Here is a 24691-nt window from a genome sequence, read left to right on the forward strand (position 1 = left end):
CGCCGATCCGCTATCCTTGCGTAAAAACCGCGTATAAGCTCCGGTCTTTCCCCGTGATTCCGCGGGCGTGAGGACCCGGACCATCGAGCAGATCGGCGCACTTCCCTATGTGATCGACGAGACCGGGCATGCGCGCGTGATGCTGATCACGTCGCGTGACACCGGCCGGTGGGTGATTCCCAAGGGCAACCCCATCACAGGGCTCGCCAGCCACGAGGCCGCCGCGCAGGAGGCCTATGAGGAAGCCGGCATCCGCGGCATCCCCTGCCCCTCTCCCGTGGGGCAATTCGCCTATCGCAAGCGCCGCCGCACCGGCCGTTACCGCGACATGATCGTCACCGTATTTCCGCTCGCCTTCGTCGAGCAGGTCGACGACTGGCCCGAGCGTCATCAGCGCGACACACGCTGGTTTACGCTTGATCGTGCGGCGGAGGCTGTCAATGAGCCCGGCCTGAAGGCGCTGATCGCTGCTTTCCGTGAGCCGCCGATCCCGGCGTCGCTCGCGCAACGTATCTTACCCGTCGTGCGCACGAGTGCGAAAAGGAGAATTCCGATGCTGGGCTGGTTCCAGTCGCTGATGCCGAAGCAGGGACGGTTCTTCGAACTGTTCGACGCGCATGCCGCGACCCTGGTCGCCGGCGCCGATGCGCTTGCAAGGCTGCTCCACGGCGAAGGCTCGATCGAGGGTCAGATCGCCGAGATCGTCAAGCGCGAGCACGAGGCCGACGATATCACGCGCGAGGTTCTCCAGGACGTCCGCCGGGTGTTCGTCACGCCGTTCGACCGCAGCGCGATCACCGACCTGATCGGCGTGATGGACGACGCGATCGACCAGATGAACGGCACCGCCAACGCGATCGCGCTGTACGAGGTCACCGAATTCTCGCCGCAGATGCGCGACATGGCTGGCATCATCGTCGAGGCCGCTCGGATCACCGCAGAGGCGATCCCGCTGCTCCGCTCGCTCGGCACCAATGCGGGCCGGTTGCACGACCTGACCGCACGGCTGATCCAGATCGAGGGGCATGCCGACGACATCCACGACACCGGCCTGCGCGCGCTGTTCCAGGCGTCGAAGATCAGTGCGGACCCGATGACCTTCATCATCAACCGCGAGATCTACAGCAGCCTGGAAAAGATCGTCGACCGCTTCGAGGACGTCGCGAACGAGATCCAGGGGCTGGTCATCGACCATGCTTGAAGTCGGCTCCCCTGCAGGTGCTCCCCCCCGGCGAAGGCCGGGGCCCAACTGGGGGACGGCAATAACGAAGGACCGCGCGCCGTTACTGCGACCTCTCCAACTGGGCCCCGGCCTTCGCCGGCGTGGTAGAGTGGTAGAGCGTGCGACGGTCCGTCACATGCGCGCACCGACAGGCATCAGCGCATGATCCTCTCCCTCCCGCTCCTCATCGGCCTCATCGGCATCGCGCTGCTGTTCGACTTCCTGAACGGCCTGCACGACGCCGCGAACTCGATCGCCACCGTCGTCTCCACGCGCGTCCTGAAGCCCCAATACGCCGTGCTCTGGGCGGCATTTTTCAACTTCATCGCGTTCGCAGTGTTCGGCCTGCACGTCGCGCAGACCGTCGGCACCGGCATCGTCCAGGCGCACGTCATCGACGCACAGGTGATCTTCGCCGCGCTGATGGGCGCAATCGCGTGGAACGTCATCACCTGGGTGCTCGGCATCCCCTCGAGCAGCAGCCACGCGCTGATCGGCGGGCTGCTCGGCGCCGGCATCGCGAAGGTCGGCTTCGGCGCGATCGTCTGGAGCGGCGTGATCAAGACCGTCGTCGCGATCTTCGCCTCGCCCGCGATCGGCCTGATGCTCGCGCTCGTGCTGGTCCTGATCGTCGCGTGGACCAGCCTCAAGCTCACCCCGCTCGGCGTCGACAAGCGCTTTCGCAAACTGCAGCTGATCTCCGCCGCGCTCTATTCGCTTGGCCATGGTGGCAACGACGCGCAGAAGACGATGGGGATCATCGCCGTGCTGCTCTACTCGCAGGGCCTGCTCGGCGGCGAATTCCACGTCCCTCTCTGGGTCGTGCTGTCCTGCCAGGCTGCAATGGCGCTCGGCACGCTGTCGGGCGGCTGGCGGATCGTCCACACCATGGGCTCGAAGATTACGCGGCTCACGCCTGCGCAGGGCTTCTGCGCAGAGACCGGCGGCGCGATCACCCTGTTCGCCGCGACCTTCTGGGGCATCCCGGTGTCGTCGACGCACACGATCACCGGCTCGATCGTCGGCGTCGGTGCAGCACGACGCTTGTCCGCCGTCCGCTGGAACGTGGCCAGCAACATCGTCGTCGCCTGGACGCTCACCCTGCCCGCCGCCGGATTGATCGGCGCGGGAACGTATCTGCTCGTCGGCCTGTTCGTCTGAACGACCGCCTCCCGCGCCCAATCGGCACTCTATTGACGCGGACGTAAACGGCTCCGACACTCCCTGTCGAGCGAAGGACAAAGATCCTTCGCCGCCAGGGAGAGGGTATCATGAAGACGACCTACACGGCGTTGCTGTTCGGGACCGCGCTGAGCGTCGCGAGTCCCGGCCAGGCACAGACCGCCAACCCGACCAGCATCGCGAGCACCGAGACCTATAATCGCATGGTCGTGTTCGGTGACAGCCTGGCCGACGGCGGCTATTACCTGACGCTCGACCCACGCCTGCCGCGCGACGCGGGCAGCTTCACGACCAACCCCGACCCGGTCGCACCCGAGGTCCTCGCGGCGCGACTCGGGCTGTCGCTCGATCCGGTCTATGGCAAGGGCGGCACCAACTACGCGGTCGGCGGCGCCCGCGTGACCGTCGCGAACGCGCTGTCGATCCCGGTCGCGACCCAGATCAGCAATTTCCTGGCCGCAGGTGGCAGTTTCGGACCGCGCGATCTCGTCTACATCCAGGGCGGCGGCAACGACTATTTCGCGTTCCAGGCAGCCGGCAGCACCAATACCGCGATCCTGACGACCGCCGCCACGCAGCTCGCCGCGCAGGTCGGCCGCCTCCAGGCCGCCGGTGCGACCCGGATCGTCACGCTCGCGGTTCAGACCGGCGGCGCGGCCGGGCTCCAGCTGTTCAACCGGACCTATGCCGCGGCATTGGCGGCGGCGAACGTCAACGCGCTGTATTTCGATACCGACCGGCTGTTCGGCGAACTCGTCGCCAGCCCTACGACCTATGGCTACACCAACATCACCGGCGTCGCCTGCACCGTCCCCTCGTCGCTCGCCTGCACGCGCGCGACGCTTGTGTCGCCGAACGCCAACGAGACGTATATCCAGGCGGACAGCGTCCACCCCGCCGGCATCACACAGCGTATCCAGGGGCAGGCATTGGCGAGCCTGGTCCAGGCGCCCGACCAGATCGCCGGGCTCGGTTATGCGGCGCAGGCGATGTTCCGCGGACAGCGCGACCTGTTCGAGGCCGCCGAGCGTGGCGGCGCGCAACGCGACGGACACGCGGTGTCGGTGTTCGGCAGCGCCGGCTATCATTATTACTCGAGCGGCACCTCGGCCCAGCGCGTCGGCATCACCGAGCGCGGCCTCAGCGGCACCGCTGGCGCCGACCTCGCGATCGGCAGTGCATCGGGAGTCGGTCTGGCGGGCGGCTATTCGGACGGCACCGGGGACTTCAAGACCGGCGCCGGCAGCTACAAGCCCCGCGCCTGGTCGATCAGCGGCTACGCGCGCGGTGACCTCGGCCCGGTACGGCTGCTTGCGGACGGGACCTATGGCGAGATCGATTACCGCCACATTCGGCGCACCGTCCAGCTCGGCCCGGCGATCAGATCGCACGAGGGTGAAACCGACGGCACCTACGTCGCCGGGCGAGTCACTGCCGCGGTCGACCTGATCAAGTTCGGCGGGCTCGCGTTCGGGCCGGACCTCGCGGCGCAGTATGACCGGGTTCGCATCGCCGGCTATGCGGAGACCGGCGGGCTCTCGACGGCGGCGAGCTTCGGCAAACAGGAAGTGAAAAGCCTGACCGGCCGCTTCGGTGCCGTGATCCGGACCATTCCGGGCGAACCGGTGCGGTTCTTCGCCCGCGCCGGGTACGAGCGCGAATTCGACGGCGATCCGCACACGCTGACGATGACGCCAACGAGCGCCCCGATCAGCTTCACGAGCACGGTCGAACGCGCCAATCGCAGTTACATGAGCTATGCGATGGGGGTGGACGGCAATGTCGCGGGACAATTGTCGCTCCGCGCCGGTGTCGCCGGCTATGCGCTGCGCGACGACCGCAACAGCGTTTCGGCGTTCGCAGGGTTATCCGCTGCATTCTAGACGTGCGGCATTCGTCTCGGGGTGTGGCGATGCCGCATCCCGAACCGCGTTCGACCAATTTGCGATGTCAGTTTAAAAAATATCCGGCGAACCGGTCATCAACGGAAATGGTGGAGCCGAGGGGGATCGAACCCCTGACCTTTCGCATGCCATGCGAACGCTCTCCCAGCTGAGCTACGGCCCCATTCCCGTTGGGAGGCGGGTCACTAACCGGACCCGCCCGGGTTGGCAAGCGGCGTAAATGCCGCCTGCCAAATTTATTCTACTTAACGCTCGTGCTCGTCCTGCGGCGTCTCGACGCCGAGGTCGTCGTCGCCGCCGAGATCGACTTCGTCGTCCGCCGATGGCTCTTCGTCCTCGCCGGTGATCGAGGCGATGTCCTCTTCCTCGTCACCCTCGAGATCCGCGTCGGGCTTCTTGGTGTCGGGCTTGGCGACCTCGAACGGCAGCGGCTGCTTCGACTTCAGGATGGGCTCGGGCTCCCACGCATACCCGCATTCGATGCAGGTCACGGGGTCGGCTTTTTCGAGGTCGTAGAAACGCGTCGCGCATTTCGGGCACGAACGCTTCGTGCCCCATTCCGGCTTGATCATGCCGATAGAACCTTTCGGATGAATGGATTGCGGGGGGATACCCTCGCAAAGTGGGCGCGCCTTGCCATAGCGCAAGGCCACTGTCAAAAGCCCGGCCCCATGGCACACCCCCTCCCCACTTCGATGGACGTCGTCGCGCGCGGTCCACTGACCGGCTCGATCGCGGTCCCCGGCGACAAGTCTATCAGTCACCGCGCGCTGATGTTCGCGAGCTTGGCGGTCGGCACCAGCCGGATCGAGGGGCTGCTGGAGGGCGAGGACGTGCTCGCCACCGCGGCTGCGATGCGCGCGATGGGGGCGACGATCGAGCGTGGTGAGGACGGCATTTGGGTCGTCGACGGCGTCGGCGTGGGCGGATTGCTCCAGCCCGAGACCGCGCTGGACATGGGGAATTCGGGAACGTCGACGCGGTTGCTGATGGGCCTCGTGGCGAGCCATCCGATCACCTGCACCTTTACCGGCGACGCGTCGCTGTCGGGGCGACCGATGGGGCGCGTGATCGAGCCGCTGTCGCAGATGGGGGCGGACATCACGTCCTCGCCGGGCGGGCGGCTGCCGCTGATGGTGCGCGGGATGTGCCCGGCGGTGCCGATCGAATACACGCTGCCGGTTGCGTCGGCGCAGGTGAAGTCGGCGATCCTGCTCGCGGGACTCAACACGCCGGGGATCACGCGGGTCATCGAGCCGGTCGCGACGCGCGATCATAGCGAGCGGATGCTGACCGGGTTCGGCGCGAAGCTGACCGTCGAGGAGACGAACGAGGGTCGCATCATTTCGATCACTGGCGAAGCGGAGTTGCGGCCGCAAGATATCGTGGTGCCGGGCGATCCGTCGTCGTCGGCGTTCTGGCTGGTCGCGGCGTCGATCGTGCCGGGGTCGGATATCGTCGTTCGCAATGTCGGGCTGAACCCTACGCGGATCGGGATCGTCACGGCGCTGCGGATGATGGGCGCGGATATCACCGAGCTCGATCCGCGCACTGTCGGTGGCGAGCCGGTCGCGGACCTGCGCGTTCGTCACGCACCGCTGACCGCGATCGAGGTGCCGGCCGATCTCGCGCCGAGCATGATCGACGAATATCCGGTGTTGTTCGTTGCTGCAGCGTTCGCGAGCGGGACGACGATCGCACGCGGTGCGCACGAATTGCGCGTCAAGGAATCGGACCGGATCACGACGATGCGGATCGCGCTCGAAGCGTGCGGCGTGGTGTGCGAAGAGTATGAGGATGGCATGGCGATCACCGGGTCGGGCGGCATGGCGATTCGTGGTGGCGCTCGGATCGCCTCGAAACTCGACCACCGCATCGCAATGAGCATGGTCGTGGCTGGACTTGGCGCCCGCGAGCCCGTCACGATCGATGATGTATCGCCGGTGGCGACGAGCTATCCCGTGTTCTTCCGGTCGCTCGATGCGCTTACCGGCCGGGGGAATTAAGATGATCATCGCAGTCGACGGTCCGGCGGCATCGGGCAAGGGCACCATCGCGCGCGCCTTGGCCAAGCATTACAAGCTGCCGTATCTCGATACCGGGCTGTTGTACCGCGCGGTCGCGTTGAGCGTGGCGCGGATGGGGCTAGATCCGGAGACGGAGGCCGACGCAGTCGCGGCGTGCGATTTCAGCGATGCGCTGTTGAGCGATCCGGCGTTGCGTGATGACGATATCGGCGCGCTGGCGTCGGTGGTGTCAGCGCATCCGCTGGTGCGGGCGGCGCTGCTGCACCGGCAAAAGCGGTTTGCGGCGCAGGAGGGTGGCGCGATTCTTGACGGGCGCGATATCGGCACGGTGATTGCGCCGGATGCGGATGCGAAGCTGTTCGTGAAGGCTACGCCGAATATTCGGGCTCAGCGGCGGCATGCGGAGTTGCAGGCTCGGGGTGGGACTGCGAGCAAGGATCGGGTTCTGGCGGATATTCGGGCTCGGGATGCTCGGGATAGTGGGCGGTCGACCGCGCCGCTGGTGATGGCGGCGGATGCTGCTTTGCTGGATACGAGCTTTTTGTCGATCGAGGCTTCGGTGCAAAGGGCGGTTGCGCTGGTGGAGGCGCAGCGGGCGAAGAAGGCGGCTTCGGTTTAGAGCTTCCGCCCACCCGGGCGAGCGCACCACCCCGGCGAAGGCCGGGGCCCAATTGGAACGTCCGCGGTAACGAAGCGTGATCCTCAGTTAGTACCGTCCCCCAATTGGGCCCCGGCCTCCGCCGGGGTGGTTGCTCTGTTGGGGGGAGCTACCGCAACCCAATATTGTTCTCCCGCGAAGGCGGGGACCCAGACTGGCCTCCCGCCTTCGCGGGAGAACAAGGAAGTAGGAGCTTCCGCCAGTTACCCGCTCGCAGCCTAAAGCGCCGCTGCCGGCGCGCGCACCCCTAAAGCGCAGTAGCCAGCGCCACCGCCCCGAACACCACCCCCGGCGCATTCGCCACGACGATCGGCCAATCCCGCTTGTCCTTCAGAAACCCGTACCCGACCCACAGCGCGCAATTCACCATCGTCGCGAACGGCTGGACTACCGATCCCTTCTGCCCCGCGAGGTTCAGCATGATCTGGTCGATGTACGACAGGTACATCACGATCGCCGTCACGGTGGCGACCCAGCCCAGCACGAGAATGCCGCGTTCGTTCAAATCTTCGCTCCTGTTGTGAGCGGCCCCTAACGAAGCAGCGGCGAACTTGCTCCGAGACGGGGTTTCGGCTATACGGAACCGTCCGGCGAGCGATGCTCGTGGAGGAAGGCGCGGAGACCCTCGAGTCTCACGCGCCGTTTTCGCATTCAGCGTCTACGTCCTCCGCGCCTCGTGCCGTCCGGATGCTGCGCCGGCGTTCGGTCGTCGCGGCAACGAAGGCCAAGACCAGCGGACCCAACCGCTTGGCCGGAAACAGACTAGGATTACTGAATTCTATGGCAACCCAGGTAATGCCGACCCGCGACGATTTCGCGGCGATGCTGAACGAAACGCTCGGCGACGCCGACAGCTTCGAGGGCCGCGTGGTGCATGGCACCGTGACCGGCATCGAGAACGACATGGCCGTCATCGACGTCGGTCTGAAGTCGGAAGGCCGCGTGCCGCTTCGCGAATTCGCAGCGCCGGGCCAGAAGGCTGACCTCAAGGTCGGCGACGAAGTCGAAGTCTATGTCGACCGCGTCGAGAACGTCCACGGCGAAGCGATGCTCAGCCGCGATCGCGCCCGTCGCGAAGCCGCATGGGACAAGCTGGAAACCGAATTCTCCAAGACGACCCGCGTCGAAGGCGTGATCTTCGGCCGCGTGAAGGGTGGCTTCACCGTCGACCTGAACGGCGCCGTCGCGTTCCTGCCCGGTTCGCAGGTCGATATCCGCCCCGTGCGCGATGTCACCCCGCTGATGGATATCCCGCAGCCGTTCCAGATCCTGAAGATGGACCGCAAGCGCGGCAACATCGTCGTGTCGCGTCGCGCCGTTCTCGAAGAGACGCGCGCAGAGCAGCGTTCGGGCCTGATCCTCAGCCTGGCCGAGGGCCAGATCATCGACGGCGTCGTCAAGAACATCACCGATTACGGTGCGTTCGTTGATCTCGGCGGCATCGATGGCCTGCTGCACGTCACCGATCTCAGCTACAAGCGCGTCGGTCACCCGAGCGAAGTCCTGAACATCGGCGACACCGTCAAGGTGCAGATCATCCGCATCAACAAGGACACCCAGCGCATCAGCCTCGGCATGAAGCAGCTGGAGAGCGATCCCTGGGATGGCGCGATGGTCAAGTACCCGGTCGGCGCGAAGCTCACCGGCCGCGTCACGAACATCACCGAATATGGTGCGTTCGTCGAGCTGGAAGCGGGCATCGAAGGCCTCGTCCATGTGTCGGAAATGTCCTGGACCAAGAAGAACGTCCATCCGGGCAAGATCGTGTCGACCTCGCAGGAAGTCGACGTCATGGTCCTCGAAGTCGATTCCGAGAAGCGTCGCATCTCGCTCGGCCTCAAGCAGGCTCAGGCCAATCCTTGGGAGGCATTCGCTGCCGCTCATCCGATCGGTTCGACCGTCGAAGGCGAAGTCAAGAACGCGACCGAGTTCGGTCTGTTCATCGGCCTCGACAACGACGTCGACGGCATGGTCCACATGTCCGACATCGCATGGGGTGTTTCGGGCGAGGACGCGCTCAACCTGCATCGCAAGGGTGAGACCGTCGAAGCCGTCGTGCTCGACATCGACGCCGAGAAGGAGCGTATCTCGCTCGGCATGAAGCAGCTCGAGCGTGGCGGGCCATCGGCCGGCGGCATCGCAGCAGCAGGCGACAAGCTGAACAAGAACGCGATCGTCACCGTGACCGTTCTCGAAGTCCGCGACGCTGGCCTCGAAGTGCAGCAGGGCGACGATGGCGCGACCGGCTTCATCAAGCGCACGGATCTGGGTCGCGATCGCGACGAACAGCGTCCGGAGCGTTTCCAGGTCGGCCAGAAGTTCGACGCGATGGTCACCGGCTTCGATCGTTCGAAGAAGCCGACCTTCTCGATCAAGGCTATGCAGATCTCGGAAGAGAAGCAGGCTGTCGCGCAGTATGGTTCGTCCGACTCCGGCGCGACCCTCGGCAACATCCTGGGCGAGGCTCTCAAGGCCCGCACGGAAGCCGAGAAGAAGTAAGCTCAACGGCTTAACCAAGATTTGGCCCGGCATGTCGCGAACATGTCGGGCTTTTTCGTATCTACCCCATTTTGGTTTTTGACTGCGTCCGGATTAGTGCTAACGCTTCGCATGTTGACTTACATCAACGAGCGGAACTGCCACATGAGCGGGAAATCGAATGATTCGATCTGAACTAGTCTTGAAGATCGCCGAAGCGCATCCGGACTTGCAACCGAACGAAGTCGAGCTGATCGTCAGCACGTTCTTCGACGAGATTTCGAAGCGGCTCGCCGGCGACGGTCGTGTCGAACTGCGCGGGTTCGGCGCATTTTCGACGCGCGCGCGCGATGCGCGTACCGGTCGCAACCCGCGTACCGGCGAGGTCGTCGCGGTCGACGCCAAGCGCGTGCCGTATTTCAAACCCGGCAAGGAAATGCGCGCCCGCCTCAACGTGTGAGGTCTTGGCGGCGGCACCGAAGCGCCTTAAGACCGCCTCGGATGCGGGCGTGGCGGAATGGTAGACGCACCGGACTTAGACATGCTTGAGTGCCCACGGGGAAACCCGCGGCGTAGAACTGCTCAAATTCGGGGAAGCCTGTAAAATGGGAATCCCGAGCCAAGCCCGAGAGCGATCTCGGGAAGGTGTAGAGACTAGACGGGCAGCACCTGTATCCCGGCCTGCCGGGACATGGTGAAGGGATAGTCCAGACCACAAACGCCCTCGGGCGGCGGTGAAAACCGTAGCTGGTACGAAAATCCGTTGGGCCTAGGCCCGTGGGGGTTCGAGTCCCCCCGCCCGCACCATCCCGCCCAATGGGCCTGCCCGTTGATCGAAGCCAGCGATGCCACTGCGGCGACGCAGTTTAACCGGCAGCCACACCCATCACTCTGCGCCCGACGATCCTTTTGCGGCGTGCATCAGGTCGACCAGCTGTTTGTTGATCGATGCGCCGTGGAGGTGAAGATGCACCGCATCATAGCCCTCGCGACGCAAGCGCTGCCGCAGGTCGTTGACCGAGCTGCAGGCGCCGGATCGTGCCAGTTCGAATGCGCGCTCCACGGTGGTGATCTGTTCCGTCATCATACCGCCCTAGGCGTTCTGTCGCCCCTTCGCGAGCGCTCATTCGAAGCCCGACCGATGGATCGGAAATGGACGCAACCGTGCTGGGTTAACCTTGTCGAAACCACGTGCCGGGGAGAGAGACAGCCGTGGGATCAGCCAGGGGGCTGGTTCACAGGGGACCTATCGAATGTACAAGTACCTGCTTATCGCGGCACTCGCCGCCGCACCGGCCGCGCCGGCTTTCGCACAGTCCGACGTCGGTCCGAATGGCGCCAGCGACGCTGCGTCCGCGTATGGCCAGTCCGATGGCGTCAGCGGCCTGCGCGTCGAGCCGCGGATCGGCTACGACCGCGTCATCACCGAACTGAACGTCGAGGCCGGCGAAGACTCGGGCCGTCTGAGCGAAGGCAAGAGCGGCGTCACCTATGGCGGCGAGGTCGGCTACGATATGGTCGTCAACGGCGGCACCATGCTCGGCGTCTATGGCGGTATCGAGGGGTCGAGCGCCAAGCAGTGCTTCGACGGCGGCGACGGTGTCGACACCTGCCTGAAGCCCGGCCGCAACCTGACCGCCGGCGTGCGCGGTGGCTTTCTGATCAACCCGACGACGGTAGTCTATATCAAGGGCGGCTATTCGAACGGCCAGATCCGCCTCAACTACACCGATCCGACCTTCCCTGAGGACAATTTCCGCCTCTCGGACAACCTGAGCGGCTTCCATGTCGGTGCGGGCGTGCAGGCCGGGTTCGGGCGCAATTTCTACGGCAAGCTCGAATACGTCTACACCGATTACAACGGCTACGAAGTCGTCGACGGGTCGGACAAGGCGAGCCTCGATTTCAGCCGTCACCAGGTCGTCGCCGGGATCGGCTTCCGCTTCTAATATCGTTCTTGCTATGTTCCGTGGCGGCGCCTAGTTTCTATTGATGAAACACGCCCGCCCGGTTCGTGGTGCTACCCGCAATGACGAAAGCCGCCGGTTCAATCTGCCGCAGACCGAAGCGGATGGCGACTGGCTCGACATGCGCGAAGGAATCGACGGGATCGCGCCGAAGCTTCGGACGACGGTGACCGTCGAGACGCCAAGGACGATTATTAGCCGCAACGCGTCGCCCGACGTGCCGTTCGATCGCTCGATCAATCCGTATCGCGGGTGCGAACACGGCTGCATCTATTGCTTCGCGCGGCCGAGCCATGCGTTCCACGACCTGTCGCCGGGGCTGGACTTCGAGAGCAAGCTGTTTGCCAAGCCTTCGGCGGCGGCGCTGTTGCGGGCCGAACTGTCGAAGCCGGGCTATGTCGTCGCGCCGATGGCGCTAGGGACGAACACCGATCCCTATCAGCCGATCGAGAACGACTGGCGGATCACGCGCGGCATCATCGAGGTGCTCAGCGAGACGGATCATCCGTTGACGATCACGACGAAGTCGGACCGCGTGGTGCGCGATATCGACTTGCTCGCGCCGATGGCAGCCAAGGGACTAGCGGCGGTGGCGATGTCGATCACCTCGCTCGATCCGAAGGTCGCGTCGACGGTCGAGCCGCGCGCGCCACATCCCGAGCGACGGCTGGCGGCGGTGCGCAAGCTCGCGGATGCAGGCGTGCCGGTGTACGTGTCGATCGCGCCGGTCATCCCGGCAATCACCGATCATGAGATCGAGCATTTGATCGCGCGCGCGGCGGAGGCCGGGGCGACGCGCGCGTTCTTCATTCCGGTGCGATTGCCGCATGAGGTGGCACCGCTGTTCCGCGCGTGGCTCGACGAGCATTTTCCGGATCGCGCGGGGAAAGTGATGGCCACGATCGCGTCGTTGCGCGGGGGCAAGGACAATGATCCGAACTTCTTCACGCGAATGAAGGGGCAAGGGCCTTGGGCGGACCTGCTCGGGACCCGGTTCCGGATTGCGTGTGCGAAGCATGGGCTGAACCGCGAGCGGGTGGCTTTGCGGAACGATCTGTTCCGGGCGCCAAGGGGGCCGCAGGGGGAGCTGTTCTGAGAAGAAGCGTGGTGGTTCCGAGCTCGGCTAAAGCGCCGTAGCAACCTGCCGGTTAGAGAGGACTGGCCGACCTGTTCCCCCCTCCCCGGAAGGGAGGGGTTGGGGGTGGGTCGGCTTCCGCACATCCGAACCATCGCGGCTCAAGCAGGCCAACCCACCCCCGGCCCCTCCCTTCAAGGGAGGGGGGAAAGTCTCCACGTCGGCAAGGTCGAGACCAAAAGCGCCCTATTCCGATCTACCGCTGATCGTCAGATCAAACTCGGGCGCTTCCTCAACCTTCTGGGTCCTCGGGTTGCCAAAGTTCGATCGGATTGCCTTCCGGATCATGGATACGCGCGAAGCGGCCGAACCCAGGCATGTCCCATTCGGGATCGGTGATCACCGCGACTCCTGCCGCACGAAGGCTCGCGATCAGGCCATCGAGGTCGTCGACGCGCAGATTGAGCATCCAAGGGCGATCCACCGGAAAATAGTCGGCGTCGACCGCGAACGGCGCGAAGACGCTGGGCCCTGCCTGCGTCTCCCACGATCCATACGGCACCGACCCGACTCTGAGATGCTCGACATACCAGGCGCGTATCGCCTCCGGGTCCTTCGCTCGGAAGAAGAAGCCGCCGATCCCCGTCACGCTCATACCTGCCCCCAAGGTCGCACCGCTTAAAGCCGATGCGATGATACCTCACGAAGCACCGCGACGCCGCCCATAGACCGGTCCGTTTCGGTTGCTGCGTAGCACTGGGTATCCGGGCCGTTTCGACACCCCCTGACTTCGGGCGAGCCCCTGGACCTGCCTTCGGCCGTAGCCGATCAGCGCGCTTAGTAAGCGCGGCCGATCAGGATGCGTTCCACCGCGGGTTCGCCGGTGAAGATGCAAGCGCCGTCGACGCAGCCTGTCTGCCCCATCGGCGCGTTGCGGATGGTGAGCTTGAGCGCCTTCAACCGCTCGACGACCTTGTCGAGTGCCGCCCCCGTCGGCTTGGACCAGCGGACGTCGACCCAGCCGGGGTTCTTCACGCCGTCGGCGAAATGCGCCTCGACCGCGGCGAAGTCGTTCGCGGGGACGATGTTGCCCTTCACGCGGTTCATCGATTCGACGTGGAGCGTCGCCTGGATGTCGTGGAGCATCCCCGAGACGTCGCCGACGAACGCGTCGCGCGGCGTGGCGATGCTGTCGAGCTTGCCGTCCTCGCGGTAGAGGCGGTCGCGGCGGATCACGGTGACGTTGCCGCCGGCCATGTCGCGGCCGCCGACCTCGATCACGATCGGGGCGCCCTTCTTGACCCAGCCCCAGCGCTTGGTCGCGGCCTTGGCAGGCTTGAGGTCGAGCAGCGCGCGGACCGGTTCGCCGAGCGCGGACTGCTTGGCGAGTTCGGCCTGGAGCGACTTGCAGTATTCGACGATCGCCGCATCTTCGGGGACGTCGCGCAGCATCGGCACGATCACGACCTGCCACGGCGCGATCATCGGCGGCACGCGCAGGCCGTCGTCGTCGCCGTGGACCATGATGACCGCGCCGATCATCCGCGTCGACACGCCCCAGCTGGTCGTGTTGCACAGCTCGAACTCGCCGCCCGCGTTCTGGAAGCGAATGTTCTGTGCGGACGCGAAGTTGGTGCCGAGGAAGTGCGAGGTGCCGGCCTGGAGCGCCTTGCCGTCCTGCATCATCGCCTCGATCGAGTAGGTCGCGACGGCACCGGGGAAGCGCTCGTTCTCCGGCTTCTCGCCGGCGATCACGTGGACGCCAAGGCATTCCTCCGCGAAGTCGCGATAGACTTCGAGCATCTTGAGCGTCTCGTCTCGCGCCTCTTCGGGCGTGGAATGCGCGGTGTGGCCTTCCTGCCAGAGGAACTCGCTGGTGCGCAGGAACATGCGGGTGCGCATTTCCCAGCGGACGACGTTGGCCCACTGGTTGATCAGCACGGGCAGGTCGCGCCACGACTGGACCCAGCGCGCGAACGCCGCGCCGATGACCATCTCCGAGGTCGGGCGGACGACGAGCGGCTCCTCGAGCTTCGCGTCGGGATCGGGGATCAGGCGCCCGTAACCGTCGGCCTTGAGGCGGTGGTGCGTGACCACGGCCATTTCCTTGGCGAAACCGTCGACGTGCTCGGCCTCCTTCTCGAAATACGAGAGCGGGATGAACAGCGGGAAATAGCAGTTCTCGTGACCGGTCGCCTTGATCCGGTCGTCGAGCAGGCGCTGGATGCGCTCCCAGATGCCGTAGCCCCAAGGGCGGATGACCATGCAGCCGCGGACGCCGGATTCCTCGGCGAGATCGGCCTCGGAGATGACGGCCTGGTACCAGGCGGAGAAATCCGCCTCGCGGGTGACGGGGAGTGCGCGCTTTATCATGCGGTGCGGATAGCGGGTGTGGGTGGTTTCGTCACCCCGTCTACAGCGCCGGTCTCGTCAGATCAGCTTGCGAAGTCGCTCGAATCTATTGGGGGTATCGTCATCGTACCTCCGACAGCCGACGCCCTGAAGAACCGTGCCCCATGATCTAGCCCGTTGCGCGTATCGTAGATCATCCAGCCAAGGTCGATCGACTCCGACGCGTAGTGGCTGACAGGGGGCATATCATCCTTGTCCAGCAACGTGATCGCAGCTGGAAATTCGGTCAGTCCGAGAAAGGGTGGATGACGGTACCGCCCCTGCATGACTCGGCGTCGAAATAGTCCGGCATGCCCCGCCGCCGTATCGGTAGTATCTGCGACCGCCGTCAGATCGAAGCGTCCCGTGACGAGATAGCCGACATCGAGCAGAATGTTCGCGCGACGAGTCCCCGCCCCTCGGTGGTCGACTTTCGCCCACTGACTCCGGATCGGATGCAAAATCGTGATTTGCTCGATCGCCCAGCGGATCGACGGCGGCCCATGGATAGCCTGAAAGATATTGCGGGCCGCGACCGGCGGCATCGCGTCGTAACTCACGAGATCGGCGCCGAACTCCGGACGCCGGAAACACGCGCGGTCGCCGCGGATCAACAATCTGAATGCCACAGATTCTCGCCTCGTGTCGTTTTTGTTCGTCTTATGTTTTCGGTATTATCTGTTTCCGGGGCAAGGCAAAGTTCAGCCGAATTGGCGGCTGTTTTCCAGCATCCTGCCGTCTCCCGCTCTATCCTTTACGAGCCGCTGGCATTTGCCGGCGATTGTAGGAGGGCTAGCCTCATGACTACCAAACTAACGGCTACATGCGTTTTGAAAGGCTCTATCTGGACTGCGATCACGTTCGCAATCGAACGTCGAGGGGCGCACTCCAGTGAGCCAGCCCGGCCGAGCCAAGCTAGTGCTAGCGAGGCAACCATTGCCGATCCTGCGAACAGGCATGTCTGCCGTTGCCAAACACTTTGAGGGTTGAAAGCGGAATGACGTGAGCGGGATGCTCGGTTAGGAGGCCCCATGCCCACCGACCGCATCCTTCCCGCCATCGGCATGCGGTTGCTGTCGGTCGTGATCTTCGCGTTGATGAATACCGCGATCAAGCTGGCCGAGCGGCACGGCGCCAGTGTGTCGGAAATCCTGTTCTTCCGGCAGTTCGGCGCGTGTTTGCTTGTGTCGGCGGTGATCGTGGCGGGGCCTGGTCTGCCTTCGGTCAAGACCAAGCGGTTGCCTGCGCATGTCGTGCGGGCGATCGTGGGGCTTTCAGCGATGGCATTTACTTTCAATGGGATCGTCGCGTTGCCGCTGGCGGAGGCGACGACGATCGGGTTCACCGTGCCGGTGTTCGCGACGATCCTGGGGGCGCTGGTGTTGCGCGAGCCGACCGGGTGGCATCGCTGGGCGGCGGTCGCGACCGGCTTTGCGGGCGTGTTAATCGTTGCACAGCCCGGAAGCGGCGATCACTTTCCGTTATGGGGTGCGGGGTGTGCGCTGGCGGGGGCGTTCGGGACCGCGAGCGTGTCGATCCTGTTGCGGCAGATTGGCAAGACCGAGACCGCGCTGACGACGGTATTCTGGTTCTCGGCACTGTCGCTGATCCCGTTGTCCGTGTTTTACGGGCGGGCGGCGCAGTCGCATGATCTGGTCGCGTGCGTGTGTCTGGCGAGCGTCGGGATCTTCGGCGGGCTGGCGCAGATCGCAATGACGACGTCGTTGCGGCTCGGGCCGGTGTCGGTGGTGGTGCCGATGGATTATTCGAGCCTGTTGTGGGCGACGCTGCTGGGGTGGCTGGTGTTCGACACGCTGCCGGCGGAGGCGACCTGGGTCGGGGCGCCGGTTATCGTAGCGAGTGGGTTGTATATCGTCTGGCGCGAGCATGTGCGGCGGCGGGAAGAGACTGAGCAGGCGATCGCTTGAGGCCACTCTCTGTCATTCCCGCGGAGGCGGGAACCCAGACTGGCGGACCTATCGTCTGCATTACTGACGCTTGCCAGTATGGGTCCCCGCCTTCGCGGGGATGACGGTTCGGGTTAGTGTTCGAGCATCCGCTTGGCGCGGAGGTACATTTCGATGCGTTGGGTGGTGAACAGGCCTAGCGCGAGCGCGACCAGCAGGTCGGTGATGGCGAAGGCGTCGAGGTGGAGGACGTGGCCGTCGCCGATGACGGCGCGCGCGCCGGTGCGGACTGCGACGATCGCGACGATGAACAGGACCGCTGCCGGGGAGGACGTCGTGTTGAGCGCGTGGCTGTCGGGATCGATCGTGATCCGCATGAGCTTGCCGCGCTGCCAGCCGAGCGCTGCGCCCATGAGCAGGGCCAGTGCGCAGAACAACCAGGCGAAGCCGTGCGGCGGGTACATCACGAACATGTACAGCGCGACGGCGGCGTAGAGCGCGGGGAAGACCCAGAGGCGTTCGAGCTTGAGCGGCTTTACGATACTCATGCGGCGCCAGCGGACCGCGAAGACTATGCCGATGACGACCGCAGTGATCGCGTAGCTGATCCAGCCTTGTGCTTCGTGCGCCTGCATCGATCCTGGCCCCCACCCCTGTTGGGGCGGAGGCTAGATCGGTTGCGGTGTTCTGGGCAATCCGTTTTCCTGCGTATGCAGGAATCCAGGGTTACGGCACGCAGCGTTCGTAACCCTGGGCTCCTGCGTTCGCAGGAGAACCGCGAGGTTTACTCCGCGGCTTGCGCCAGCGGGGCGGGGTCCTTCCAGACAAGCACCGGCTTCCGTGCCGCGAGCGTCTCGTCAAGGCGCGCGCGGGGGGCGAAATGCGGGGCGGTCTTGAGGCTGGGATCGCCGGCTTTCGCGCGTTCGGCGACCGAGCGGAGCGCGGCGATGAACTGGTCGAGTGCCGCCTTCGACTCGGTCTCGGTCGGCTCGACCAGCATCGCGCCGTGAACGACGAGCGGGAAGTACATCGTCATTGGGTGGAAGCCCTCGTCGATCAGGCCCTTCGCGATGTCGATCGTCGAGAAGCCGGCGGCGAGGCCGGAGTCCGAGAACAGCGCCTCGTGCATGCACGGACCCGACGGGCCGAACGGTGCGTCGAGCGTGTCGTCGAGGCTGCGCAGGATGTAGTTCGCGTTGAGCACCGCATCCTCCGACACCTGGCGCAGACCGTCCGCACCGTGGCTGAGGATGTAGGTCAGTGCGCGCGTGAACATGCCCATCTGGCCGTGGAACGCGACCATGCGGCCGAAGCTGCCGGCGTGATGTTCACCTGCGGTTTCCTCTTCGACGAGGACGAACTGGCCGTCCTGGTTCTCGACGAACGGGAGCGGTGCGTAGGGGGTCAAAGCCTCCGAGAACACGACCGGGCCCGAACCTGGACCGCCGCCGCCGTGGGGCGTCGAGAAGGTCTTGTGCAGGTTGATGTGCATCGCGTCGATGCCGAGATCGCCGGGGCGGACGCGGCCGACGATCGCGTTGAAGTTCGCGCCGTCGCAATAGACGAAGCCGCCCGCCGCATGCACCGCGTCGGAGATCTCGCGCATGTCGCGCTCGAACAGGCCGCACGTGTTGGGGTTGGTGATCATCACGCCGGCGACGTCGGGGCCGAGCCGGGCCTTGAGCGCGGCGGTGTCGACGCGGCCTTCGGCGGTGGCGGGGATGTCCTCGACGCTATAGCCGGCGAACGCTGCGGTGGCGGGGTTGGTGCCGTGTGCGCTCTCGGGAACGAGGATGATCTTCCGCGCACCTTCGCCCTTGGCTTCCAACGCGGCGCGGATCGCCAAGATGCCGCAGAGTTCGCCGTGCGCGCCCGCCTTGGGGCTCATCGCGACCGAGGTCATGCCGGTGAGCGTGACGAGCCAGTGCGCGAGCTGGTGGATGACTTCGAGCGCGCCCTGCACCGTGTCGACCGGCTGGAGCGGGTGGACGTCGGAGAAGCCGGGCAGCCGCGCCATCTTCTCGTTGAGGCGCGGGTTGTGCTTCATGGTGCACGAGCCGAGCGGGAAGAAGCCGAGGTCGATGCCGTAGTTCTGGCGGGAGAGGCGCGTGTAGTGGCGGACGGTTTCGGGTTCGGAGAGACCGGGGAGGCCGATCGGCGCCTTGCGCGACAGGTTGCCGAGGCGCGATAGCCCTCTCCCCTCCGGGGAGAGGGTTGGGTGAGGGGCTGTTCTAGGCGCAGCATTGCTGGGCTGCCCCTCACCCCGGCCCTCTCCCCGGAGGGGAGAGGGAGCAGCGAAATCTACGCCGGTGGTATGCGTGTCGCCGATCTCGAAGATCAGCGCTTCTTCGAGCATCAGGGCCTTGTTGCCGGTTACCGATGCAGGGACGTTACCCGTGTTCTGCTCGGGCGAGGTCGGGCGCCAGCCGCTCTGGTTGATGCTCATGCCAGTATCTCCTGGAGTGCGGACGCAAGCGTTTCGACGTCCTCCGCGGTGGTCGTTTCCGTCACGGCGACGACGAGGCCGTTCGCGAGGGCGTCCTGGCCGGGGTAAAGACGCCCCAGCGATACGCCGGCGAGGATGCCGCGATCGGCTAGCGTGCGGACGACGGGGCGGGCTTCGACGGGCAACTTCAACGTGAACTCGTTGAAGAAGCTGTCGTTGACGAGTTCGACACCGGGGATCTGCGAGAGGCGCTCGGCGGCCGCGACCGCCCCCGCGTGGTTGATCTCGGCCAACTGGCGCAGGCCGGCTTCACCGAGCAGCGTCATGTGGATCGAGAACGCCAGCGCGCACAGGCCGGAGTTGGTGCAGATGTTCGACGTCGCCTTCTCGCGGCGGATATGCTGCTCGCGGGTCGACAGCGTGAGGACGAACCCGCGGCGGCCGTCGGCGTCGACGGTCTCGCCGCAGAGACGGCCTGGCATCTGGCGGACGTATTTGTCCTTGCAGCCGAACAGGCCGACATAAGGTCCGCCGAACTGCAGGCCGACGCCGAGCGACTGGCCTTCGCCGACGACGATGTCCGCATCCATCTCGCCCGGCGAGGTGATCGCGCCCAAGGCGACCGGCTCGGTGACGACGGCGATCAGCAGCGCCTTCTTGGCGTGGCAGGCGTCGGCGAGCGGGCGCAGGTCGGCGATGCGGCCGAGGATGTCGGGGTATTGGACGACGACGCACGACGTATCGTCGTCGATCTTCGCGATCAGCTGGTCGAGGTCCATGTCGGCGACCAGTTCGGGTGCGGTCGTGTCGAGCACGTCGCCGGTGAACTTGGCCATCGTGTTCGCGACCGAGACGTAATGCGGGTGGAGGCCCGACGACAGGATCGCACGCCCACGCTTGGTGATGCGACGCGCCATCACGATCGCTTCCCAGCACGCGGTCGAGCCGTCGTACATCGAGGCGTTGGCGACGTCGGTGCCGAGCAGCCGTGCGACCTGCGTCTGGAACTCGAACAGCATCTGCAGCGTGCCCTGCGCGATCTCGGGCTGGTACGGCGTGTACGCGGTGAGGAACTCGCCACGCTGGATCAGGTGGTCGACCGACGCGGGGACGTGATGCTTGTACGCGCCGCAGCCGAGGAAGAACGGCGCTTCGCCGGCGGTGAGGTTCTTCTTGCCGAGCGCGGACATGTGGCGTTCGACCGCCATTTCGGAGGCGTGCATCGGCAGGTCGCGAACCGGGCCGTCGAGGCGGGCAGCTTCGGGGACGTCGACGAAGAGGTCGTCGATGGTCGAGGCGCCGATGACGGCGAGCATTTCCGCACGGTCGGGCTGGGTCAGGGGAAGGTAGCGCATCGGCATCGACTCCCCCCTCCCGCATGCGGGAGGGGTCGGGGGTGGGCGCCCGGCATCAAACGGGCGAAACGCTGGAGGAGAGCGCGTGCCCACCCCCTGCCCCTCCCGCTAGCGGGAGGGGGTTCTAGGACTTACAGCCCTTCGACGAAGGCTGCGTAGGCGGCTTCGTCCATCAGGCTGTCGAGTTCGCTCGGGTCGCTGAGCGTCAGCTTGAAGAACCAGCCCGCCGCTTCGGCATCCGAGTTCACCAGGCTGGAGTCGTCGGTCAAAGCAGCGTTGCCCTCGGTGACGGTGCCCGAGACCGGGGAGTACACGTCGGACGCGGCCTTGACCGACTCGACGACCGCAGCTTCGCCGCCCTTCGACAGGGTCTTGCCGGCTTCGGGAACGTCGACGAACACGACGTCGCCGAGCTGGCTCTGCGCGTATTCGGAAATGCCGACGGTGCCGACATCACCGTCGACGTCGACCCATTCATGATCCTGCGTGAAGTAACGGCTCATATCACTTGGCTCCTGCGCGGACGTAGCGGTGGGGAATGAAGGGCATCGCTGTGACGGTGGCGGTGTGGACCTTGCCGCGTTGCGCGATCTCGATGCGGGTGCCGGGCATTGACAGCGCGAGCGGCACATAGGCCATCGCGATCGGCTTCCCGAGAGTGGGTGCGAAGCCACCGCTGGTCAGGCGGCCGATCGTCGCGCCGGTGTCGTCGATCACCTCCGCGCCTTCGCGCGCGGGTTGGCGCCCCTCGACGATCAGGCCGACGCGCTTGGTGGCGGGGCCGTGCTCGCGCTGGGTGAGGATACGATCGGCGCCGGGGAAGTCGGCGGCCTCGCGGCGACGCTTCGACAGCGCGAAACCGAGGTCGGCCATGACCGGCGTGATCTCGGGATCGAGGTCGTGGCCGTAGAGCGGCAGGCCGGCTTCGAGGCGGAGCGAGTCGCGCGCGCCGAGGCCGATCGGCTTGATCTCGGGGAGCGCGAGCAATGCGTCGGCGAACGCGACCGCGTGCTCCGCGGGGAGCGAGATCTCGACGCCGTCCTCGCCGGTGTAGCCCGAGCGGCTGATCCAGAGCGGGACGTCGTTCCAGTGGAACGCGCCGGCGGTCATGAACACGAGCGCGTCGACACCGGGGACGATCCGCGCGACCGCCTCGACCGCCTTGGGGCCCTGCACCGCGAGCAGCGCCTGGTCTTCGAGGATGTTGATCGTGACGTCGTCGGGCAGATGCTCGATCAGGTAGCTGATGTCGTCATACTTGGTCGCCCCGTTGACGACGACGTAGAAGCTGCCGCTCGCGGTCGGCGACGGGTGGAGCGGGTCGTACGCCTCGGGCTCGACGTCCTGCGTCGAGAAGGGCGACGGCTGGTCGTCGGGGAGGCGCGTGGCCATCAGGTCGTCGAGGATGCCGCCGTCCTGTGCGAGCAGCAGCGAATAGCGCATCTTGCCCTCGCCAAGCCCGGCGATGTCGCCCGGCAGGACGGTTTCGAGCGCGTGTGCGACGCCTTCGCCGGAGAAGATGAGCTGGCCCATGTGGCTGACGTCGAACAGGCCGGCCGAATCGCGCGTCCAGGCGTGCTCGGCCATGATGCCTTCATACTGGATCGGCATCTCGTAGCCGGCGAACTCGACCATCCGCGCGCCTTGTGCGCGGTGCCATGCGTCGAGCGGCAGGGGCAGGATCTCGGGCTCGACGTAGTCGTCGGCCTGGTCGATGATGCTGGCGTAATCGCGCAGTTCTGGGTCGCTCATGGTCGTCTCCGTCGAAGGGGCGCGCGGCACCAATGGGTGCAACGATCCGAACCCCCTCTGTCACGGGACCTGAGAGCTTTCGCGCGGGATATGTCCAGCGCTTACCCCTTCGGTGGCCCTCGACTCACGTCAGGACGCTTTCCAGAGTGTCGATCAGCCCCGCGCGGTCTCTGGTGCCTGAGAGATTCCGGGGTGGTTGCTCCTTCGGCGGTTCCATCAGCCCTGAAAGGACCGGAAACGCTCTCCCGCGCGGTGCCATGCCGGTTGCCCGACATCGACGCCGCGAGTTGTGACGCGGCGCACAATCTTAGTCAATCGAGGGTTTGGGAGTACGGGAAGAAATCGGTGGATACCCCGCCATTAGCACCACCCCGGCGAAGGCCGGGGCCCAATTGGAAAGGTCGCTGTAACGGAGGAGCGCGCCTCAGTTACCTCCGTCCCCAAATTGGGCCCCGGCCTTCGCCGGGGTGGTGTATTGGGTGGGGTACGGGCGCGTTATTCGACCGTCACCGACTTCGCCAGATTCCGCGGCTGGTCGACATCCGTGCCCTTCAGTACCGCCACATGATACGCGAGCAACTGGACCGGTACCGCGTACACCAAAGGCGCGATCAGCGGGTGGACCTTGGGCATCGTGATCGTCGCCATGCAGCCTTCGCCGGCCGCCTGGATGCCGTCGTAATCCGAGATCAGCACGACCTTGCCGCCGCGTGCCATGACTTCCTGCATGTTGCTGACGGTCTTGTCGAACAGCGGTCCCGACGGTGCGATGACGATGACCGGGACGTGCTCGTCGATCAGCGCGATCGGGCCGTGCTTCATCTCGCCCGCGGCATAGCCCTCGGCGTGGATGTAGCTGATCTCCTTCAGCTTGAGCGCGCCTTCGAGCGCCAGCGGGTAATCCGTGCCGCGGCCGAGATACAGCACGTCGCGCGCGCCGGCGATGTTGTGCGCCATCGCCTCGATCGCCTCGTCATACGCGAGCGCGCCGTTGAGCGCAGCGGGCGCCTCGGCGAGGTGGCGGACGATCTCGCGTTCCTGGTCCCTCGTCAGCAAACCCTTCGCGCGCGCCAGGTTGGCGGCGAGTGCGGCAAGCACCGCGAGCTGGCAGGTGAACGCCTTCGTCGAGGCTACGCCGATCTCGGGGCCGGCATGCGTCGGCAGCAACAGGTCCGCCTCGCGCGCCATCGAGCTGGTCGGCACATTGACGACGACCGCGATCTTCTGGCCCTCGGCCTTCGCGTGGCGCAGTGCCGCGAGCGTGTCGGCGGTCTCGCCCGACTGCGAGATGAAGAGCGCGAGGCCGCCGTCTTCCATCACCGGCGCGCGGTAGCGGAACTCCGACGCGACATCGAGGTCGACGGGGACGCGCGCGAACTGCTCGAACCAGTATTTGGCGACCATGCCGGCGTAGAAGCTCGTCCCGCACGCGACGATCGTCACGCGCTTGATCGTGGACAGGTCGAACTCGGGGATCGGCAGCGAGACCTCGCCTTCCATCCGCTTGAGGTACGAGCGGAGCGTCTGCGCGACGACGATCGGCTGCTCGTAGATCTCCTTCAGCATGTAATGCTTGTGGTTACCCTTCGAGATCACCTCGCCGGTGATCCCCGAGAGCGTGATCGCGCGCTCGACGGGCGCGTTGTCGCGGTCGTAGACCTGTGCGCCGTCGCGCGTCAGCACGACCCAGTCGCCCTCGTCGAGATACGCGATCCGCTGCGTCAGCGGCGCGAGCGCCAGCGCGTCCGAGCCGAGATACATCTCGCCATCGCCGTGACCGACGACCAAAGGCGACCCGAGGCGCGCGCCGATCAGCAGGTCGGGATGCTGGCGGAACAGGATCGCGAGCGCGAACGCGCCGTGGAGGCGCGGCAGGATCTCGCGGACGGCCGATACCGGGTCCATGCCCGCCTCGACCTTCTCGCTGATCAGATGCGCGACGACTTCGGTGTCGGTTTCGCTGGTGAACGTCCGGCCGCGCGCGATCAGTTCGTCGCGGAGCGGCTTGAAGTTCTCGATGATACCGTTGTGGACGACAGCGACCTCGCCGGTCGCGTGCGGATGTGCGTTGTTGGTGGTCGGGCCGCCATGCGTTGCCCAGCGCGTGTGCGCGATGCCGGTCTTGCCGGGCAGCGGATGCGCGGCGAGTTCATTGGCTAAATTGATGAGCTTGCCCGACGCCCGCCGCCGCTCGATCGCGCCGTCGTTGTCGGTGGCGATGCCCGCCGAATCATAGCCCCGATATTCGAGCCGTTTCAGGCCGTCGAGCAACCGACCCGCGACGTCTTCGCCGCTCAAAATTCCAACGATGCCGCACATCAGATCAT

At 65.6% G+C, this 24691-nt stretch carries 22 protein-coding genes, 1 tRNA gene and 2 riboswitches; of the genes, 10 read left to right on the forward strand and 13 right to left on the reverse strand.

What is annotated here, in order from left to right; translation table 11 throughout:
* Positions 1-82: 82 nt before the first annotated feature.
* The 3 genes from ASG20_RS09505 to ASG20_RS09515 all read left to right on the forward strand — a co-directional run bounded on the left by ASG20_RS09505 (position 83) and on the right by ASG20_RS09515 (position 4287).
* The gene (locus ASG20_RS09505) at positions 83-1201 is read left to right on the forward strand and encodes a DUF47 family protein (RefSeq protein ID WP_056052950.1); all 1119 of its coding nucleotides are present in this window, start codon (positions 83-85) and stop codon (positions 1199-1201) included.
* Positions 1202-1384: 183 nt separating this feature from the next.
* Entirely contained in the window at positions 1385-2383 is a 999-nt protein-coding gene (locus tag ASG20_RS09510) for an inorganic phosphate transporter (protein WP_056051415.1), read from the forward strand.
* Between the two features lie 110 nt (positions 2384-2493).
* Positions 2494-4287, forward strand: a complete 1794-nt coding sequence (locus tag ASG20_RS09515) for an autotransporter domain-containing protein (protein ID WP_056051417.1) — start codon at positions 2494-2496, stop codon at positions 4285-4287.
* Positions 4288-4395: 108 nt separating this feature from the next.
* On the opposite strand, the gene ASG20_RS09520 is transcribed toward ASG20_RS09515, so the two are convergent.
* Positions 4396-4471 (reverse strand) — tRNA-Ala (locus ASG20_RS09520).
* A gap of 82 nt (positions 4472-4553) precedes the next feature.
* Complete coding sequence (locus ASG20_RS09525) at positions 4554-4880, reverse strand: TIGR02300 family protein (protein WP_031395784.1); 327 nt, start codon at positions 4878-4880, stop codon at positions 4554-4556.
* A 99-nt stretch (positions 4881-4979) separates the two neighbouring features.
* Here ASG20_RS09525 and aroA point away from each other — a divergent pair, with 99 nt between their 5' ends.
* Positions 4980-6314, forward strand: a complete 1335-nt coding sequence (gene aroA / locus ASG20_RS09530; protein WP_056051419.1) for a 3-phosphoshikimate 1-carboxyvinyltransferase — start codon at positions 4980-4982, stop codon at positions 6312-6314.
* A gap of 1 nt (position 6315) precedes the next feature.
* Positions 6316-6954 carry a (d)CMP kinase gene (cmk, locus tag ASG20_RS09535; RefSeq protein WP_056051420.1) on the forward strand — a complete coding sequence of 213 codons (639 nt, stop codon included), beginning with the start codon at positions 6316-6318 and terminating at the stop codon, positions 6952-6954.
* 286 nt (positions 6955-7240) lie between these two features.
* Here the strand turns inward: cmk and ASG20_RS09540 are convergent, their stop codons facing one another.
* Entirely contained in the window at positions 7241-7498 is a 258-nt protein-coding gene (locus ASG20_RS09540; RefSeq protein WP_056051422.1) for a SemiSWEET family transporter, read from the reverse strand.
* A 275-nt stretch (positions 7499-7773) separates the two neighbouring features.
* Here ASG20_RS09540 and rpsA point away from each other — a divergent pair, with 275 nt between their 5' ends.
* Entirely contained in the window at positions 7774-9492 is a 1719-nt protein-coding gene (gene rpsA, locus ASG20_RS09545) for a 30S ribosomal protein S1 (protein WP_055879635.1), read from the forward strand.
* Between the two features lie 160 nt (positions 9493-9652).
* The gene (gene ihfB / locus ASG20_RS09550) at positions 9653-9931 is read left to right on the forward strand and encodes an integration host factor subunit beta (RefSeq protein WP_056051424.1); all 279 of its coding nucleotides are present in this window, start codon (positions 9653-9655) and stop codon (positions 9929-9931) included.
* Between the two features lie 426 nt (positions 9932-10357).
* Here the strand turns inward: ihfB and ASG20_RS09555 are convergent, their stop codons facing one another.
* Entirely contained in the window at positions 10358-10555 is a 198-nt protein-coding gene (locus ASG20_RS09555; RefSeq protein ID WP_082470946.1) for a hypothetical protein, read from the reverse strand.
* Positions 10556-10724: 169 nt separating this feature from the next.
* Here ASG20_RS09555 and ASG20_RS09560 point away from each other — a divergent pair, with 169 nt between their 5' ends.
* Both ASG20_RS09560 and ASG20_RS09565 read left to right on the forward strand, forming a co-directional pair.
* On the forward strand, positions 10725-11420 hold the full coding sequence (locus tag ASG20_RS09560) for an outer membrane protein (RefSeq protein WP_056051428.1): 696 nt from the start codon (positions 10725-10727) through the stop codon (positions 11418-11420).
* Between the two features lie 43 nt (positions 11421-11463).
* The gene (locus tag ASG20_RS09565) at positions 11464-12534 is read left to right on the forward strand and encodes a PA0069 family radical SAM protein (RefSeq protein WP_056051430.1); all 1071 of its coding nucleotides are present in this window, start codon (positions 11464-11466) and stop codon (positions 12532-12534) included.
* 271 nt (positions 12535-12805) lie between these two features.
* Here ASG20_RS09565 and ASG20_RS09570 read toward each other — a convergent pair whose 3' ends face one another.
* From ASG20_RS09570 to cas5, 3 genes are all read right to left on the reverse strand, one after another.
* Positions 12806-13168, reverse strand: a complete 363-nt coding sequence (locus tag ASG20_RS09570; RefSeq protein ID WP_056051432.1) for a VOC family protein — start codon at positions 13166-13168, stop codon at positions 12806-12808.
* Between the two features lie 182 nt (positions 13169-13350).
* Complete coding sequence (locus tag ASG20_RS09575; protein ID WP_056051433.1) at positions 13351-14886, reverse strand: aminoacyl--tRNA ligase-related protein; 1536 nt, start codon at positions 14884-14886, stop codon at positions 13351-13353.
* Between the two features lie 62 nt (positions 14887-14948).
* Positions 14949-15533, reverse strand: coding sequence for a CRISPR-associated protein Cas5 (gene cas5, locus ASG20_RS09580; RefSeq protein WP_082470874.1), 585 nt, complete (start codon positions 15531-15533; stop codon positions 14949-14951).
* A 402-nt stretch (positions 15534-15935) separates the two neighbouring features.
* Here cas5 and ASG20_RS09585 point away from each other — a divergent pair, with 402 nt between their 5' ends.
* Positions 15936-16832, forward strand: coding sequence for a DMT family transporter (locus ASG20_RS09585; protein ID WP_056051435.1), 897 nt, complete (start codon positions 15936-15938; stop codon positions 16830-16832).
* Between the two features lie 113 nt (positions 16833-16945).
* Here ASG20_RS09585 and ASG20_RS09590 read toward each other — a convergent pair whose 3' ends face one another.
* The 6 genes from ASG20_RS09590 to glmS form a co-directional block, all read right to left on the reverse strand.
* On the reverse strand, positions 16946-17446 hold the full coding sequence (locus tag ASG20_RS09590; RefSeq protein ID WP_056051437.1) for a CcdC protein domain-containing protein: 501 nt from the start codon (positions 17444-17446) through the stop codon (positions 16946-16948).
* 149 nt (positions 17447-17595) lie between these two features.
* On the reverse strand, positions 17596-19257 hold the full coding sequence (gcvPB, locus tag ASG20_RS09595) for an aminomethyl-transferring glycine dehydrogenase subunit GcvPB (protein WP_056051439.1): 1662 nt from the start codon (positions 19255-19257) through the stop codon (positions 17596-17598).
* Positions 19254-20612 (reverse strand): aminomethyl-transferring glycine dehydrogenase subunit GcvPA, encoded by a 1359-nt coding sequence (gene gcvPA, locus ASG20_RS09600; protein ID WP_056052953.1) that lies wholly within the window; start codon positions 20610-20612, stop codon positions 19254-19256. Before gcvPA ends, gcvPB begins: the two co-directional genes overlap by 4 nt.
* A gap of 131 nt (positions 20613-20743) precedes the next feature.
* The gene (gene gcvH, locus ASG20_RS09605; protein WP_056051441.1) at positions 20744-21115 is read right to left on the reverse strand and encodes a glycine cleavage system protein GcvH; all 372 of its coding nucleotides are present in this window, start codon (positions 21113-21115) and stop codon (positions 20744-20746) included.
* Position 21116: 1 nt separating this feature from the next.
* Entirely contained in the window at positions 21117-22364 is a 1248-nt protein-coding gene (gene gcvT / locus ASG20_RS09610) for a glycine cleavage system aminomethyltransferase GcvT (protein ID WP_082470875.1), read from the reverse strand.
* Between the two features lie 47 nt (positions 22365-22411).
* A riboswitch (glycine riboswitch) is annotated at positions 22412-22517 on the reverse strand.
* Between the two features lies 1 nt (position 22518).
* Positions 22519-22622: riboswitch (glycine riboswitch) on the reverse strand.
* A gap of 237 nt (positions 22623-22859) precedes the next feature.
* Complete coding sequence (glmS, locus tag ASG20_RS09615; RefSeq protein ID WP_056051442.1) at positions 22860-24683, reverse strand: glutamine--fructose-6-phosphate transaminase (isomerizing); 1824 nt, start codon at positions 24681-24683, stop codon at positions 22860-22862.
* Positions 24684-24691 lie beyond the last annotated feature (8 nt).

The sequence above is a fragment of the Sphingomonas sp. Leaf198 genome, assembly GCF_001424005.1.
In the GTDB taxonomy this organism is placed as follows: domain Bacteria; phylum Pseudomonadota; class Alphaproteobacteria; order Sphingomonadales; family Sphingomonadaceae; genus Sphingomonas.